Annotated in this window: 15 protein-coding genes; 13 read left to right on the top strand and 2 right to left on the bottom strand. The window is 65.5% G+C overall.

Going from position 1 to position 15,826, the window contains the following annotated elements; genetic code table 11:
- Window positions 1-185 precede the first annotated feature (185 nt).
- Window positions 186-1,256: an alcohol dehydrogenase catalytic domain-containing protein gene (locus AC0B44_RS19430; protein ID WP_471904435.1), complete on the top strand. Its 1,071-nt coding sequence runs from the start codon at window positions 186-188 to the stop codon at window positions 1,254-1,256.
- A gap of 72 nt (window positions 1,257-1,328) precedes the next feature.
- Here AC0B44_RS19430 and AC0B44_RS19425 read toward each other — a convergent pair whose 3' ends face one another.
- A complete protein-coding gene (locus AC0B44_RS19425; RefSeq protein WP_471904434.1) occupies window positions 1,329-2,357 on the bottom strand; it encodes a TetR/AcrR family transcriptional regulator in 1,029 nt (342 codons plus the stop codon).
- Between the two features lie 365 nt (window positions 2,358-2,722).
- On the opposite strand from AC0B44_RS19425, the gene AC0B44_RS19420 reads away from it, so the two are divergent.
- The 11 genes from AC0B44_RS19420 (at window position 2,723) to AC0B44_RS19370 (ending at window position 13,885) form a co-directional block, all read left to right on the top strand.
- Window positions 2,723-3,304, top strand: coding sequence for a nuclear transport factor 2 family protein (locus AC0B44_RS19420; protein ID WP_471904433.1), 582 nt, complete (start codon window positions 2,723-2,725; stop codon window positions 3,302-3,304).
- Window positions 3,301-4,677, top strand: a complete 1,377-nt coding sequence (locus AC0B44_RS19415) for an MFS transporter (RefSeq protein ID WP_471904432.1) — start codon at window positions 3,301-3,303, stop codon at window positions 4,675-4,677. Before AC0B44_RS19420 ends, AC0B44_RS19415 begins: the two co-directional genes overlap by 4 nt.
- 99 nt (window positions 4,678-4,776) lie before the next feature.
- Window positions 4,777-5,595, top strand: coding sequence for an SDR family NAD(P)-dependent oxidoreductase (locus AC0B44_RS19410; protein ID WP_471904431.1), 819 nt, complete (start codon window positions 4,777-4,779; stop codon window positions 5,593-5,595).
- Window positions 5,596-5,751: 156 nt separating this feature from the next.
- A complete protein-coding gene (locus AC0B44_RS19405; RefSeq protein ID WP_471904430.1) occupies window positions 5,752-6,693 on the top strand; it encodes an alpha/beta hydrolase in 942 nt (313 codons plus the stop codon).
- Window positions 6,694-6,720: 27 nt separating this feature from the next.
- Window positions 6,721-7,446 (top strand): SDR family NAD(P)-dependent oxidoreductase, encoded by a 726-nt coding sequence (locus AC0B44_RS19400; RefSeq protein WP_471904429.1) that lies wholly within the window; start codon window positions 6,721-6,723, stop codon window positions 7,444-7,446.
- A gap of 78 nt (window positions 7,447-7,524) precedes the next feature.
- Window positions 7,525-9,174 (top strand): flavin-containing monooxygenase, encoded by a 1,650-nt coding sequence (locus AC0B44_RS19395; protein ID WP_471904428.1) that lies wholly within the window; start codon window positions 7,525-7,527, stop codon window positions 9,172-9,174.
- 116 nt (window positions 9,175-9,290) lie between these two features.
- Entirely contained in the window at window positions 9,291-10,334 is a 1,044-nt protein-coding gene (locus AC0B44_RS19390) for a 2Fe-2S iron-sulfur cluster-binding protein (protein ID WP_471904427.1), read from the top strand.
- 209 nt (window positions 10,335-10,543) lie between these two features.
- Window positions 10,544-11,647 carry an alkene reductase gene (locus tag AC0B44_RS19385; protein WP_471904426.1) on the top strand — a complete coding sequence of 368 codons (1,104 nt, stop codon included), beginning with the start codon at window positions 10,544-10,546 and terminating at the stop codon, window positions 11,645-11,647.
- Window positions 11,648-11,703: 56 nt separating this feature from the next.
- Entirely contained in the window at window positions 11,704-12,513 is an 810-nt protein-coding gene (locus AC0B44_RS19380) for a MaoC/PaaZ C-terminal domain-containing protein (protein ID WP_471904425.1), read from the top strand.
- 69 nt (window positions 12,514-12,582) lie between these two features.
- Window positions 12,583-13,092 carry an SRPBCC domain-containing protein gene (locus AC0B44_RS19375; RefSeq protein WP_471904424.1) on the top strand — a complete coding sequence of 170 codons (510 nt, stop codon included), beginning with the start codon at window positions 12,583-12,585 and terminating at the stop codon, window positions 13,090-13,092.
- 43 nt (window positions 13,093-13,135) lie between these two features.
- The gene (locus AC0B44_RS19370) at window positions 13,136-13,885 is read left to right on the top strand and encodes an SDR family NAD(P)-dependent oxidoreductase (RefSeq protein WP_471904423.1); all 750 of its coding nucleotides are present in this window, start codon (window positions 13,136-13,138) and stop codon (window positions 13,883-13,885) included.
- Window positions 13,886-13,936: 51 nt separating this feature from the next.
- On the opposite strand, the gene coaE is transcribed toward AC0B44_RS19370, so the two are convergent.
- Complete coding sequence (coaE, locus tag AC0B44_RS19365; RefSeq protein ID WP_471904422.1) at window positions 13,937-15,154, bottom strand: dephospho-CoA kinase; 1,218 nt, start codon at window positions 15,152-15,154, stop codon at window positions 13,937-13,939.
- A gap of 215 nt (window positions 15,155-15,369) precedes the next feature.
- Between coaE and AC0B44_RS19360 the strand changes: the two genes are divergently transcribed.
- Complete coding sequence (locus AC0B44_RS19360; RefSeq protein ID WP_407440828.1) at window positions 15,370-15,582, top strand: hypothetical protein; 213 nt, start codon at window positions 15,370-15,372, stop codon at window positions 15,580-15,582.
- The last annotated feature ends 244 nt before the right edge of the window (window positions 15,583-15,826 follow it).

Genomic DNA, 15,826 nt, shown 5'->3' with positions numbered 1-15,826 from the left:
CAACTGGAGGCGGTGTCGACGCCGCGCTTGACGGTCGGACCCACCGGCCCTAGCATCACCAGCATCGATACGGGCGGCACATCTGTTGCCCCGAATTTCCCACCACCCCTTCGTTTCCCACCCGTGACACTGTCGCGTTTGCGCGTACCGCACGGTTGGGTTCGCATCGACAGCGAGGTCGAGAATTGAAAGCGATAGTCTTCGACGGCACCGTCAACAAGCTGGTCGACGGTGTCACCGTCCGCGAGCCCGGCCCCGGTGAAGTCCAGGTCCGCATCGTCGCGAGCGGCCTGTGCCAGAGCGACCTGAGCGTCGTCAACGGCAAGATCCCGTTCCCCACTCCCGTCATCCTCGGACACGAGGGCGCCGGCATCGTCGAGGCCGTCGGGCCGGGAGTGGATGTGCCCGTCGTCGGCGACCACGTCGTGCTGTCGACGCTGGCGACCTGCGGTCAGTGCGCTGCGTGCACCTCCGGACGCCCCACGATGTGCCGCGCCTCGTTCGGTAACCGCGACACCCCCTTCGAACTCGACGGCACCCCGATCCACAACTACGCCGCCCTGTCCACCTTCACCGAGCGCATCGTCGTCAAGGCCGGACAGGCAGTGCCGATCTCGAAGGAGGTCCCGCTGTCGACGGCTTGCCTGATCGGTTGCGCGGTGCTCACCGGGGCCGGAGCGGTGTTCAACCGTGCCCGCGTCGCCCCCGGCGACTCGGTGGTCGTCATCGGCGCCGGCGGCATCGGTCTCAACGTCATCCAGGCCGCCCGCATCGCCGGGGCCACGACGATCGTCGCCATCGATACCAACCCCGACAAGGGGGAGAAGACCAGCCTGTTCGGCGCAACCCACTTCGTCGACGCCACCGTCGGCGACACGGTTGCAACGATCCTGGAACTCACCGACGGCGGCGCTGCCCACGTCTTCGACTGCGTAGGCGGAGAGGCCATCACCGGGCAGGCGATGGAGATGCTCGACTGGGGCGGACAGCTGATCATGCTCGGCGTCGCCGGACCCGAGGCCAAGCTGTCGGTTCCGGCCACCACCTTCTACATGGACCGCTCGGTGCTGGGATGCCGCTACGGTTCTTCACGACCGGGTGCGGACATCCCGAAGTACGTGGAGATGTACCGGTCCGGCCGACTCCTCCTCGACGAGCTCGTCACCAAGACTTACGAGCTGGAGAACTTCGAGTCCCTCGTGGACGACGCCCGGGCGGGAAAGCTCGACCGCGGCGTGCTGCTGATGCCGTCCTGACGACACCTCTCGAAGGGAACAGGCGGAAGATCCCTTCGGGAGTCTTCCGCCTGTTCCCTTCGTCGATGCGTCTCACCTGTCGGGCCGGGACGCGTAGACGAGCAGCTTGAGCAACTCGGTAACCTGCTGCCGGACATCTTCCGGGCCCCGCCAGGTACCGTCGGCGAGTTCGGTGAGGTATGGCTCGTAGACCTCCCACGCGGACGCTACGAGACCGATCAAAGCCGCCACCACGCTCGAGTCGAACTCGGACCGTAACTCGGGCTCGACCGGCTTCTTCCACAAGGCTTCTATGTGCGCACGGTAACCGCCCGAACGCGCCTCGCCGATCAATCGATCCGGCGAGATTCCTTCGAAGATCGACCACATCAGCATGCGGCCGAATTGACCCGAGTCGAGATCGGCACCGAAGGAGTTGTCGATAGCGGCGTAGGCGTCCTTCTCCTCGGACAGACGTATGCCACCGTAACTGACCAGCAGCTCCATCACCGCCATGAGCAAGTTTTCCTTGGTGCGGTAGAACCGGTGGATCAATCCGTACGACACATCTGCCGCGGCGGCGACCTCCCTGAGCGTCACTTTCGCGGGGCCCTTGCGCGCGAAAAGGTCTGCGGCGGCGAGAAGGATCGCCTCCTGCGCTCCGGACGCCCCCGGGCGAGTGGGTCGCCACTCGGCGATCTTCTTCTCCGCGACTTCGGGGTCGGGCTCGACCTGCAGTGCAGGATGTTCCTCGATCGAATCGGTCGTGCAGGTGCCGGCCAGCCGCAGCGCGTCGCCCTTCGTGTCCGGATTCAGCAACAACTCGGCAGGCGTCCGATCGAATCCGTCGACCTTCGTGATCGCCCACAGGGCGATGGCCGCAGGTTCGATGTCCTCGTCGATGGCCGCGAGAAACTCGGGGACCACGGGATGGATCGCGTGACTGTCGGTATCGAACTGCCACACCGGAAAGAGCGTCACCCCATCGCCTGAATATCCGAGCATCTTCCGGCTCCGGACACGCTTGTTGATGGCCTGACGACTGATACCGAGGAAGCTCGCCACCTGTGGTGTGGTCCAGACGTCGTCGGCGAAGGCGGCGGTCTCACTGAGGTGCTCCATATGGCGAAGACCCTATCATTTTCGGCGACAGCGGGATTCGCGTTACGAATCCGCTTGCCGGTACAGACGGCGACCGATCGGTGTTCCGACGTCGCACCCCATCTTTGCGAATCTCCTACGCTCTGTCATCCCGCTCGGCAAAACAACGCACGACACATATTGACGCAGGCGTAGCCACTGGCTACTGTGACGACACTCACTAGCTCGGTGAGGGTATGGCACGACCCCAGAGGTCGTCCGGCGCCGTCGAAACGTCGTGTCGGCAAACGCTTCCGCCGACTACGACCCGCCTCGACCTCCGTCGCGGATCGCCTTATCCGCAATCTCCGAAAAAAGCCACCGTTGCCCCAGCTCAGGAGGGTGAAGTGCCACAGACAAAGTTGCCCGGAAACACCATGGACAGCGAGTACAGAATTCGCGCGATGGAGGATCGACTGGCGATCCTCGATTTGGAGGGCGTCTACGCGCGTTCCTTCGACGATCGCGACGGGGCAAAGTGGTCGTCGCTGTTCACGCCGCACGGGATCTACCGGTCGCGCGATCTGGGCCCGGAACTGTCGACGGGCACACGCGTTCAGGGCAGCGAATCTCTCCGTATGTTCTGCGACGAGGCTCCGTTCACCGGCATCCATCTGATGCACCTCCCGCAGATCACCATCGACGGCGATCGAGCCACGAGCCGGATCCACATGGAATGGTTCGGCTCGTTCGACACTTCCGGATCACCGTCGCAGCGGCTCGTGGGCTACTACGACGTCGAATACATGCGGTCCGGGTCGGCCTCCGCTTGGCTGATCTCCGACCGCGTCACCACCACATTCCTGTCCGAGTCCCGGACACTGCTCGGCTATGTGCCCGGCAGCGGCCTGGACACGTCGAATGTGCATCGGAATCGAACTTTCCCCGGTGAGCACACCGGAGGACACAACCGAACAGGATCGAAATGAACTCACCCGAGATCGAGCCGTCACCGAGCCTGGCCCGGAGAGCGTCGCTCGCAGGGTTCTTCGGAACTGCCGTCGAGGCCTACGACTTCATGGTCTTCACCTTCCTCATCGCCTACCTGTCGCCCCTGTTCTTTCCCAGCGACAACCCCGCGGCCGGAGTCCTGAGCTCACTAGCGGTTCTCGGTACCGGATTCCTCGCACGCCCCATCGGCGGTGTCGTCTTCGGCCGAATCGGTGACCGATACGGTCGTCGCTTCGCGCTGATCGTCACAATCTCGGGGATGGGTGGGGCCACCGTTCTCATGGGCCTTTTGCCGACGCATGCCACCGTCGGAATCATGGCGCCGGTCCTGCTCGTATTCACGCGCATGCTGCAGGGATTCTTCGCCGGCGGCGAGCAGATGGGCTCGGCCACGTTCGTCGCCGAGCACGCGTCCGCCAAGAACTACGGCATCCTGAGCGCGATGACCCCGGTGGGATTCGCATTCGGCGGCGCCCTCGCTCCTCTGGCCGTTGCCCTCACCACCTCTCTGACCTCGGAAGACGCGATGTCCGAGTGGGGCTGGCGCATTCCGCTTATGATGTCGCTGCCGTTGATGTTGTACGTGCTCTATCTGCGCAAACGACTGGAGGAATCACCCGATTTCCAGGAACTCGCCGGTGCGCACAAGGTCCAGTCCTCCCCCGTGCGTTCGGCCGTCACGCAGTATCCCGCGACCCTGCTCCGGGTGATCGCACTCAGCGCCTCCGTACTCGCGATCGGGTACGTGGTCCCGGCATACATGCCGTTGTTCCTGCAGCAGCAGGTCGGTATGGCCCCGGGCGTCACTGCCTGGATTGCCACCGCAGGGTCAACCTTCGCCGTCGTCATCGGATTCGGGGCCGGCTTCCTCATCGACAGGAGCGGTCGCAGGAACACAATGATCCTGGGGCTGGGCACGATTCTGGTCACGATGTTCCCGATCATGTACTTCATGAAGGCCACCGGCGGAAACCTGATCGTCACCGCCGGAGGTCACATGCTTCTCGTCGGCCTGGCAGGGGCATCCGCCGTCCCGGTCTACGCGACTCTCACGTCTGCATTCCCGGCCGCGATCCGCTACACGGGCGCTGCCATCGGATTCGGCCTCGGTTCGGCGATCGGTGGCGGGCTCGGTCCCTATCTCGCAGGGAAGTTCACCGCGGTCACGGAGAATCCCTACGCTGCGTCCGGCGTCGTCGGTGTTGCAGCCCTCCTGGGCATCGTGGTGATCGCCACCATGCCGAACAGCAACAGCAACGCGGCACCCGAAGCCTCGCTCATCGCGGGTAACACCGCATCCGTCGACGCGGATCCGGTCGAGGAGCCTTCACCGGCCCCGAAGATGGCCTGACACGTACCGATCGTGGCCGCGATGCACCCGCACGCATCGGGCCATGCCCATGACTCCCACGGCCAGAAGGCCGCCCCTTTTCTCTCGATCGGAGTGCGTATGCCCCAGAATGCCGCCCCGCCGCACGGCCCAGTAGACAGCGACCGGATCATCGACTACCGCAGTCGATTCGGTCTCTCACACCGTCGATATCTCGTGCTCGGCGGCGGGCAGGGAATGGGACGGCAGGTCTCCCACGCCCTCGCCCAGCTCGGCGCCGAGGTGATCGTCGTCGACGTGGACCGGGACCGCGCCGACACGGTGTGCGCCGAGATCGGCTCCGGGGCAACATCGGAGCAGGTCGATGCCACCGACAACTCCGACATGGCCGCGCTGGCGGAGCGGGTGGGTGAGCTCGACGGCGTCGTCGACGTCATCGGGATGGCACGCTACGGCCCCCTGCTCGACATCAGCGACGACGACTGGATCTGGGCGGAGTCCATCGTCCTGCGCCACGCGGTACTCGCACTGCGGCATTTCGGTCGTCGGCTGCGCGACCGTGGCGAAGGGTCCATCACGTTCGTCTCGTCGGTCTCCGGACTCGGCAGCTCCCCCGTGCACGCGGCCTACGGCGTGTACAAGGCGGCGCTCGGCTCGCTGGTTCGTTCAGCGGCAATCGAACTGGGCCCTTTCGGTATTCGCGTGAATGCGGTGGCCCCCGGGTTCGTCGTCACGCCCCGTATCTCGGCGATCCTCGATGCCGAGGCACTCGAGAACACCCGCATCCAGATTCCGCTGCAGCGGTTGACGCTGCCGTCCGACGTCGCGAGCGCCCTCGCCTTCCTGACAAGCGATCTCGCACGAACGATCACCGGCCAGGTGATGATCGTCGACGGCGGAGCCACCAACCAATACCCGTACGACATGTCGGGTTTCTGAGCTGATAAGAGCCCGCCACGCGCAACATCACCATCGACGGTTGACGAGTGAGTAGCCAATGGCTACATTTGGCTCCAGCCGAGTGATCGTGGTCACGTCACGCCGTTCCGGCCCCCGTCCAGCGCACTCGTTCCTACTGCACAAGGAAAGGAATCGATGTCCTACGCCGTCGATCCCGAGTACCGGCCGATGATGGGATTCCTCCCCGAGCTCGACGTAGCCGACGCCGACAAGGCGCGCGCAGTCATCCGGTCGATGAGGACCGAGGATCCGATGACGGCCGTACCCGCAGGCGTCGCAGTTCGCCACCGAACCGCACCCGCAACCGACGGCTCGGACATCGGTCTCGTCGTGTTCGAACCGGAAGACCGCACCGCGCAACGACTCCCGTGCGTCGTGTACTTGCACGGCGGCGGATTCGTCTTCGGCGACGCCGCAACCGATGTCCGGGTTCCATCGGCCCTCGCCGCGAGTCTGGACGCGGTGGTGGTCTCCGTCAACTATCGACTCGCTCCGGAACACCCCTTCCCCACACCGTTGGACGACGCCTTCGACGCCCTGACCTGGGTCACCGGCGACAACGACCTGCGAATCGACCCGACCCGGATCGTTCTCGCCGGAATCAGTGCCGGCGCCGGCCTCGCCGCCGCGGTCGCGCTCGAGGCCCGCGACACCGGTGGTCCCGCGGTGATCTTCCAGGCGCTGGACTCCCCCGTGCTCGACGACCGCATGCTCACGACATCGGCAACCGAATACACCGATTCCCCGTTGTGGAACCGGCAGAACGGAATCGACAGCTGGTGCCACTATCTGGGAGCCGACGCCGACCGGACGGCCACCTCGAAATACGCCGCCCCCGCACGAACCACCGACCTCAGCGGGTTGCCCCCGACGTACATCGCGGTCACCTCCTTCGATCCGCTCCGCGACGAGGGAATCGACTACGCCCAGCGGTTGACGCAGGCAGGCGTGCCCACCGAACTGCATCTCTACCCCGGCACCTTCCACGGATCGTCCGGAGTGTTCCCACAGGCAGCGATCTCCCAGCGGATCGACGCCGACTACACCGCCGCCATCCGGCGAGCACTGACCAGCTGAACCACGATCAGCGAAAATCGGAGAATCATGCCGCACCGCTTCGAAGGAAAAGTCGCGATCGTCACCGGTGGCGCACGCGGACAAGGCGAACGGATCGTCCGGACGCTCGCGCAGGAAGGCTGCTCGGTCGTGATCGGTGACGTCCTCGACGACCTGGCAAAGACCGTCGCCGACGACCTCGGAGACTCCGTCGTCCACACTCACCTCGACGTGACCTCCCCGCAGGACTGGGCTGCCGCAGTCGCTCTGGCGACCTCGACCTTCGGCGGTCTCGACGTCCTCGTCAACAACGCGGCGATCTACCGCAAGCAGTTGCTCGAGGACGAGACCGTCGCCGGTCTCGACAAAGTCCTCGCCGTCAACCTGCACGGACCGTTCCTCGGCATCCAGGCCGTCGCTCCCGCAATGCGCGCCCGCGGTGGCGGCTCGATCGTGAACGTCTCGTCGCTCGCCGGAACGACTTCCTATCCCGGGCACGGCTCCTACAGCATGTCGAAATGGGCGCTGCGCGGACTGACGAGGACCGCAGCGATCGAGCTCGAACCGTCGATGATTCGGGTGAATGCGGTGCTGCCCGGCAACATTCGCACCGACATGTCACCGACGACCACCTCCACCGAGACTCCGACCGGCCTCAAGCGTCAGGCCGACCCGCAGGAGACCGCCAACGTCGTGGTGTTCCTCGCCTCGGACGACGCGTCCTTCGTCAACGGCACCGATGTCGTAGCGGACGGCGGCTCCCTGCTCGGGTAGCAGCCGCCGTCCGGTTCCACCGTCTCTCAGCCGACCGCGGTACACGCTGCTGAGCCAGATTCGTTCCTTGGAGGAAACATGTCCACCTCGACCCCCGACGCCCGCCGTACCGGCGAACGCTTCGACGTCGTCGTCATCGGCGCGGGATTCAGCGGAATGTATGCGATTCACCGTCTCCGTCAGCAGGGCCGCCGCGTCGTCTGTCTCGAGGCAGGTGACGGTGTGGGCGGCACCTGGTACTGGAACCGCTATCCCGGCGCCCGCGTGGACATCGAGTCCATGCAGTACTCGTACTCCTTCGACGAAGACCTCCAACAGGAATGGTCGTGGTCGGAACACTTCTCCCCGCAACCGGATCTGGAAGCGTACGCCAACCACGTGGCCGACCGCTTCAGGCTGCGCGAGGACATCCGCTTCGAGACCCGCGTGGATCGACTGACGTACGACGACGCCACAGACGAATGGCATGTCGGCACGGCCTCCGGTGACCGCTTCGTCGCAAGGCACGTGATCGCGGCAACCGGCAGCCTCGATGTCTCCAACGTCCCCGACTGGCCGGGCCTGGATCGTTTCCGCGGACACGCCTATCACACCTCGCGCTGGCCCAAGGACGGCGTCGACCTCGCCGGCAAGCGCGTGGGTCTGATCGGCACCGGATCCACCGGTATCCAGATCACCCCGGAAGTCGCCACGCTCGCCGAGCACCTCACGGTCTTCCAGAGGACCCCGAACTTCAGCCTTCCCTCGCGCAACCGGAACCTGGATCCCGAGTACGTGCGGGAGTGGAAAGCCGACTATCCGGAGCGGCGCAAGCAGATACTCGACACCCACGGCGCGGTGCTGATGAGCAATGTCACCGAGCAGCGCTCGATCTTCGACTACACCGAAGAGGAACGCGAAGAGGTCATGGAGCGGGCATGGAACGCCCGGAACGGACTCGAATTCATCCGGACGTTCACCGACACCTCCAGCGACCCGAAGGCGAACGAGATCCTCGCCGAGTTCGTGCGCAACAAGATCCGGTCCATCGTCCACGACCCGGAGACGGCCGAGCTCCTGTGCCCGAAGACCTATCCGATCGGTGGCAAGCGGATCTGCATCGACTCCGGTTACTACGAGACGTTCAACCGGGACAACGTGACCCTGGTCGACGTGCGGACCCGCCCTATCGAGGAGATCACCGAGTCGGGTCTTCGCACCACCGAGTCCGAATACGACCTCGACGTGATCATCTTCGCCACCGGCTTCGACGCCATGACCGGTTCGATGCTGAGGATGAACGTGACCGGGGTCGACGGTGCACGACTCGCCGATCATTGGGCCGACGGACCGAGGACCGTCTTCGGTTTGATGACCGCCGGTTTCCCGAACCTGTTCATGGTGCACGGCCCCGGCAGCCCGTCAGTCCTGGCGCAGATGATCACCACAGGTGAATGGCAGGTCGACTGGATTCTGCAGGCCATCGATCATCTCGAGGAGAACGGGATCTCCCGCTTCGGCGCCACCTCCGCCCAGGAGAGCGAGTGGGCAGCGGAAGTCGACACGGCCGCCTCGCGCACGATGCATTCCCGTACCGACTCCTGGTACACGGGTGCGAATATCCCCGGCAAGCCACGGACCCTGCTGATGTACGTCGGCGGTTTCCAACGCTATTCCAACTGGTGCACCCGCGCCGCGGCGGAGGGATACACGAGCTTCGAGAAGAAGCAGCGCGTGCCCCTGACCTGACTCGGAACCCTTTTCTCGCAGTCGAATTCACGAACAACGTAGTCAACCAACAACGTAGTCAACCAACAACGCAGCCAACCAACAATGCAGTCGACGGAGAGCGCAGGCGACCGAGAGTGAGCACCTTGCAGATCGTCGGTGTCGGATACGAGCTGACCGTGTCCGACGTCATCGAAGAGACCCCGGATTCGAAATCCATCGTCCTGCGCACACCGGAGAACTCTCGTGAGCTTTTCGCGTACCGACCCGGGCAATTCCTGACCGTCCGGATACCGAGCGACCGCACGGGGCATGTGGCCCGGTCGTATTCGCTGTCCAGCGCACCCGGCATCGACGACGATCTGAAGGTCACCGTCAAGCGCACCACTGACGGATACGGGTCGAACTGGTTGTGCGACAACGTGAAACCCGGGTGCTCCCTCACCGTCCTGCAACCCTCGGGTCGCTTCACCCCTGCGGACTACACGAACGATTTCCTCCTGTTCGCGGCAGGAAGCGGCATCACGCCGATCATCTCGCTCCTGAAAACCGCGCTGCTCCGGTCCGATCGCTCGGTCGTTCTGTTCTACGCCAATCGTGACCGGAACTCGGTGATCTTCCACAGCGAACTCGAGGACTACGACGCGATGTTCGGCGAGCGTCTGACCATCCACTACTGGTTCGACGACGTGCACGGCATCCCGCCCCGGGAGAGATTCGCAACTCTGGCGGCGGAACACTCGCAGCGTGAAGTATTCGTCTGCGGCCCCGGTCCGTTCATGGGCGGCGTGGCCGAGGGAGTGCGGGCGGCCGGCATTCCGATGGAGCGGTTCCATCAGGAAGTCTTCGTTTCGATCTCAGGCGACCCTTTCGAAGCTCCCCGGCCGATCGTCGACGACGATCCAGCTTCAGCGGTCGAGACCGTCGTGCATCTGGACGGCGAGTCGCATCGGTTCGAGTGGCCGAGCGGCAACACCCTCGTGGACGTGTTGCTGGATCGGGGTGTCGACGTGCCGTTCTCCTGCCGGTCGGGTGAATGCGGATCCTGTGCGTGCACAGTCGTTTCGGGCAAGGTCGTAATGGACAAGTCGGACATACTCGATCCGTCGGATATCGCCGAGGGTTACATCCTCGGATGCCAGGCGCGCCCCGACTCGGGGCCGATCGAGATCGAGTTCTGACGTCGCTCGCTCGACGTGCCGACTGTTGACGCTCCGGGAGCCAGCGGCTACAGTGATCACCATCACGGCCGCCGTGACTGAAAGCTGTTTCACTCCAGAGCTTTTCGCCAATTCTGTTGCGCTTCGATCCTGCGGCACCACGACCCGATCGAGTTCTGCGCCGCGGCCGTGAACAAGAGTCGTAGACCTCCTCCAGAAAAGAGACAGCGTTGACTCGCTTGTTCGACACCCACCGGCTCGGTGGACACGCTCTCGACAATCGTCTCGTAATGGCGCCCATGACACGGGCACGGTGCGTCGACACCATCCCGACCGCGGAGACTGCGGAGTACTACCGCCAGCGGGCGACCGCCGGACTGATCATCACCGAAGGCACACCGATCTCCCCGGAGGCACAAGGCTATGTGCACGTCCCGGGCATCTGGTCTCCGACACAGGTCGCCGGATGGCGCACGGTCACCGATGCCGTCCACAGCGAAGGCGGGCGCATCTTCAGCCAACTCTGGCACGTCGGCCGGCTGTCGCACGCCTCCCTCCAGCCAGAAGGCCGACAACCGGTCAGCGCCGGCGCCGCACCTGCCTCGGAGAGCAAGATCTTCGCATTCGACGGCAACGGGAATGTCGGGTTCGTCGACGTCAGCGATCCCCGTCCACTGAACACCGGGGAAGTCGGGCGCGTTGTCGACGACTTCGCCAGGGCGGCAACCAATGCCGAGGCGGCCGGCTTCGACGGGATCGAATTGCACGGAGCCAACGGCTATCTGTTCGAACAGTTCCTCAACCCCGCGACCAACACGCGATCCGACCGGTACGGCGGTTCCTGCACCGATCGCGCCAGATTCCTGATCGAGACGGTCGACGCCGTGATCGACGTACTCGGCTCCGCCCGGGTCGGGGTCCGGCTCTCTCCGTTCAGCGAGCTGTTCGACATGCCTGCCTATCCCGAGGCAGCAGAGAACTATCTGCACCTTGCCTCGGAACTGTCGCGCCGCGACCTGGCCTACATCCACCTCATCGACCAGCGTCCCGCCGGTGGCCGACTTCTCGACACCGACTTCCTCACGATGTTCCGCGCTCGGTTCCGAGGAACGATCATCCTCGCCGGTGGAATGACTCAGGAATACGCCGAGGAACTGCTCGAGCGGGACCTGATCGACCTCGCCGCTTTCGGACAACCGTTCATCGCGAACCCCGACCTCGTCGCGCGTCTGCAGAACGCGTGGCCGCTGACGGCACCGGACCCGACCACCTACTACGGCGGGGGCGTCGAGGGATATCTCGACTACCCGCGCTTTGCCACGGCGAACGTGTGACCGGACAGACCGACCGACCACACGCGCGCCGACAACACCTCGAAGGATCCCCCTCGATGACCGATACGATGTCGACCCCCATCCGGTGGCGTGGCCTCGACCTGGGCACCCGAGTGGTCGGCTACGACGAGCGCGGCGCCGTCCTGTACGCGCTGGCGGTCGGCGCCGGCGCCGCCGACCTCGACCTGGTGTTCGAGGATCGGCTCCGTGTCCTGCCCACCTTCGCCTTGACCCTGGCACAGTGGGCACCCGATGCATTGGGCGCGCTCGGGGCGTTCGACACGACGACCGCTCTCCACGGATCGCAGAGTCTCGACGTGCTCGCTCCCCTTCCCCGATCCGGTGAGATCACGTTGTCGGCGCGGGTCGGTGAGGTCTGGGACAAGGGCCGCGCGGCGGTCTTCGAGGTGGTCGTCGAGAGCGACTGTTTCGTGGCAACCTGGTCGCTGTTCGCGCCCGGCGCCGGCGGGTTCGGCGGCGATCGCGGCCCGTCGGCACCGTCCTCGCCCGAAGGGGATCCCACCGTGGTGGGCACCCTGACAACCGATCCCGATCAGGCCGCGCTCTACCGGCTCACCGGCGACCGGCACCACATCCACATCGATCCCGGCGCCGCAGCACGCATCGGGCAACCGCGTCCGATCCTGCACGGGATGTGCACTCTCGCCGCTACGGTCCTGCCCCTCGCAGAGATGCTGGGCGCCCACCCGGCCGACCTGACGCACCTGTCCGGCCGCTTCGCGGCACCTGTCTTCCCCGGCGACACCGCACAGGTCCGCGCCTGGGGCGACGCGACCGATGTGTGCTTCGACGCCACCACCGACGGCGGTGCCGTCCTGACCGGTGGACACGCGTCCTTCACCTGATTCCGATCGCCATCACTCAGGTTCCGAACGGAACATCATGGCGAGCATCCGTTGACAACAGGAGATCCGATGACCAACCTATCCATCCCCCAATACGATTCCGCAACCACCGTCCGCTCGATCGAGGTCGAGATCGACGCGCCTGCGAGTGTCGTCTGGGAGGTTCTCACCGACCTCGACAACTATCCTCACTGGAATCCTTTCTGTGTCGTCGCGAAATCGACACTGGAAATCGGCGCGCCCGTGGAGATGACACTGACCGACTACTCGGGCGCGGCAGAGACCTTCCCGTACACCGAGTACGTCTGTGCGGTGGTGCCGGAACGACTGCTGTCGTGGGAACTTCGACCCACCGAGTTCTCCGCGCAAGCCGCCCGACGCGATCAGGTCGTCGAACCGATCGACCAGACCCGGTGCCGCTACTACTCCACCGACGCCTTCCTCGGCGAGGAAGCACACCAGATCATGGCCGACAGCGGTGCATGGGTGAAGCGGGCCTTCGACGACACCGCCGTCGCACTGAAGAAGCGCAGCGAGGCACTTCACGCCGAGCGCGCCCTCGGTTCGCCCACCGCCTGACACTCCCCGTCCACTTCCCGGCACGACCATCCGAAAGGCCGACATGTCACATCGTATGCAGGACAAGATCGTCATCGTCACCGGCGCATCCTCCGGTCTCGGACGGGCGACCGCCGAACTGATGACCGCCGAAGGCGCTCGCGTGGTCATGGCGGACATCAGCCAGGAGGCGGGCGAGGCCGCAGCACGAGAGATCGGCGCCGACTTCGTTCGCACCGATGTCGGTGACCCGGCCGAGGTCGACTCTCTCGTCAGCGGGACCGTCGCTCGGTACGGACGGCTCGACGTCATGTGCAACAACGCCGGCGTCCACGCCGCCGGCCCGCTTCTCGACACGACGAACGACGACTTCGAGCGTATGGTGGCCGTGAACTTCGGCGGCATCTTCTACGGCACTCGAGCGGCAGGTCGCGTCATGGCGGAACAGGGATCGGGGGTCATCGTCAACACGGCCTCGAACGGCGGCTTCCTGCCCACCGAAGGCATGGCCGTCTACTGCGGCACAAAGGCGGCCGTGGTCGCGATGTCCAAGGCGTGCGCACTCGAACTCGCGCCCAAGGGTGTTCGTGTGAACACGATCTCCCCGGGCACCATGCTGAGCGGCATGGTCCCGGACGTGGAGGGCATCGTGGACGTGCTCGACAAGCTCCAGCCGGTCGGATACGCCGCGAATCCCGCCCAGATGGCCACGGGACTCCTGTACCTCGCCTCGGACGACGCGAACTATGTCACCGGGCACGATCTGATCGTCGACGGAGGGGCCACCGCGGGTCGGGTCGCTCTCGGAATCTGAGGTGTCGCCGGTGACCGGCGCCGCAACCGGAATGGGAGGAAGGACTTCCAGCTATCCCTTCCAGCCGGTGTCCTTGGCCCAGGACCACGCGCGATGGTACGCGCGGTCGAACCACGGAGCCTTCGCCTCGCTGTATGCCGCTGCCGCCTCGAGCGGGTCGCCGTATGTTGCCGCGGTCTCTGCGGCGCTCCGCTTGACGTCGGCGTATTCCGCCGCTGCGGCTGCGTCGGCACGCAGCCAGTCGCGAAGCAGCAGAGCGAACTGCTGCCCGGGCCAGCCGTCGACGCGCACCGCGACGCGCGCCGGCTGCCCCGGGTCGGCGCTTCCGTGCAAGCGCATCGCCCACATCGCCGGGTCCGTCTCACCGCCGGCACCGTACGAGGGTTTCGGCTGGTCGTGATCGATCCGGTCGACACGCGGGAAGCCTGCCACGGCAAGGGGTTCCGCGAGCGCGTCGGCAGCCGCGAGATCGGGCACCGTGACCTGCAGATCCAGGGCGTCGACGGCGTCGAGCCCGGGCACCGCGGTCGAACCCACGTGGTCGATACGCAGCGCGCTGCCGCCACAGGCCACAGCGAGTCGTGCGACCAGCCGTTGCGCGCTCGGTTCCCACTCGGGACGAGCCGGAACCAATACCGGTGCCGGTGCCACCGGGAGGCGGGTGCGCACGTTGCGTTCGAACGGCACCAGGCGGTCGGCCCACAGCGCCCGCACGCGGCGGACGACCTCGTCCGGCTCTCCGGTGTTGTCGAGCCAGACATCTGCGACGGCGCGACGCTGGTCTTCGGTGGCCTGTGCGGCGATCCGGGCGCGAGCGTCCGACTCGGGCATGCCGCGCAACTCCACCAACCGGCGGAGCCGCTCGTCTTCGCCTGCGTGGACGACGGCGACGAGATGGAAGATCGGCGCCATGCCGCCTTCGACGAGCAGGGGGATGTCCTGCACCACGATCGCGTCTTCGGGCGCCGCGGCGACGAGTTCGGCGGTGCGTCGGCCGACCCGCGGGTGGGTGATGGCGTTGAGGACGGCACGCGCATCGTCGGTCGCGAACGCCTTGGCAGCGAGTGCGGGACGGTCCAGCGACCCGTCGGGTAGGAGAATGTCCTCGCCGAACGCATCGACGAGTTCGGCGAGACCCTCCGAGCCCGGCTCGACGATTTCCCGCGCGATCGTGTCGGCGTCGACGAGCACCGCCCCGAGATTCACGAGTTCCTTGGCGACAGTGGACTTACCCGCGCCGATACCTCCGGTCAACCCCATTCGCAGCACGCCGCCCAGTGTTGCACCACACAACCGGGAGGGGTGAGCCGACCCGCCGCTGTCACGGCACAGTCACGGAGCGGTCACAGGCAGGTCGCGGGAGCCGTCGTCCTGGGGAAACACGCCTCTCACCTGCAATAAATGCGCGGTACGGGGCCGGACGTCGGTTATCGTCTTGTCCAAGCGTCCGACTCCGGATATTCCGTACATCGAGAAGGCAGGCTATGCGTTCCTCCCCCTCACCTTCCGGTCGACATCGCCTCGGCATGGAACACGGTGTTCACTGCGTCCTCATACCCGAGGTGGCTGCCGCGCTCGCCGAGCATCGGCGCAACTGGTTCACCACGTTGCTGAGCAACGCGCGGCACAGCCACGCCGCCATGCGCAAGCGCGCTGCGGCGATTCCTGCGCAGTGGGCCACTCCCGCCGTGGGCTAGATCCCCGCACAGTCGGACCGCTGACGGTCACGCTTACGACGACGGCGACCCCTCCGGACAGGAGGTGGTCGCCGTCGTCGTCGTATCTCCGGAGCACGCCCCGCCGGTAACGGCACAGCATCCGAAATGCGGAAGACCCCGCACCGAATGGCGGTTTCAAGGGGTCGACGCAACACCGCTGTTAGTTGGTGGTGATTAGATCACGCAGACGCTCGGCTGGGGTATCCCAGCCGAGCGTTTTGCG

The sequence above is a fragment of the Rhodococcus sp. NPDC019050 genome (genome assembly GCF_055664235.1).
The sequence above is the reverse complement of the archived record's forward strand: the minus strand, read 5'-3'. Positions and strand labels throughout refer to the sequence as shown.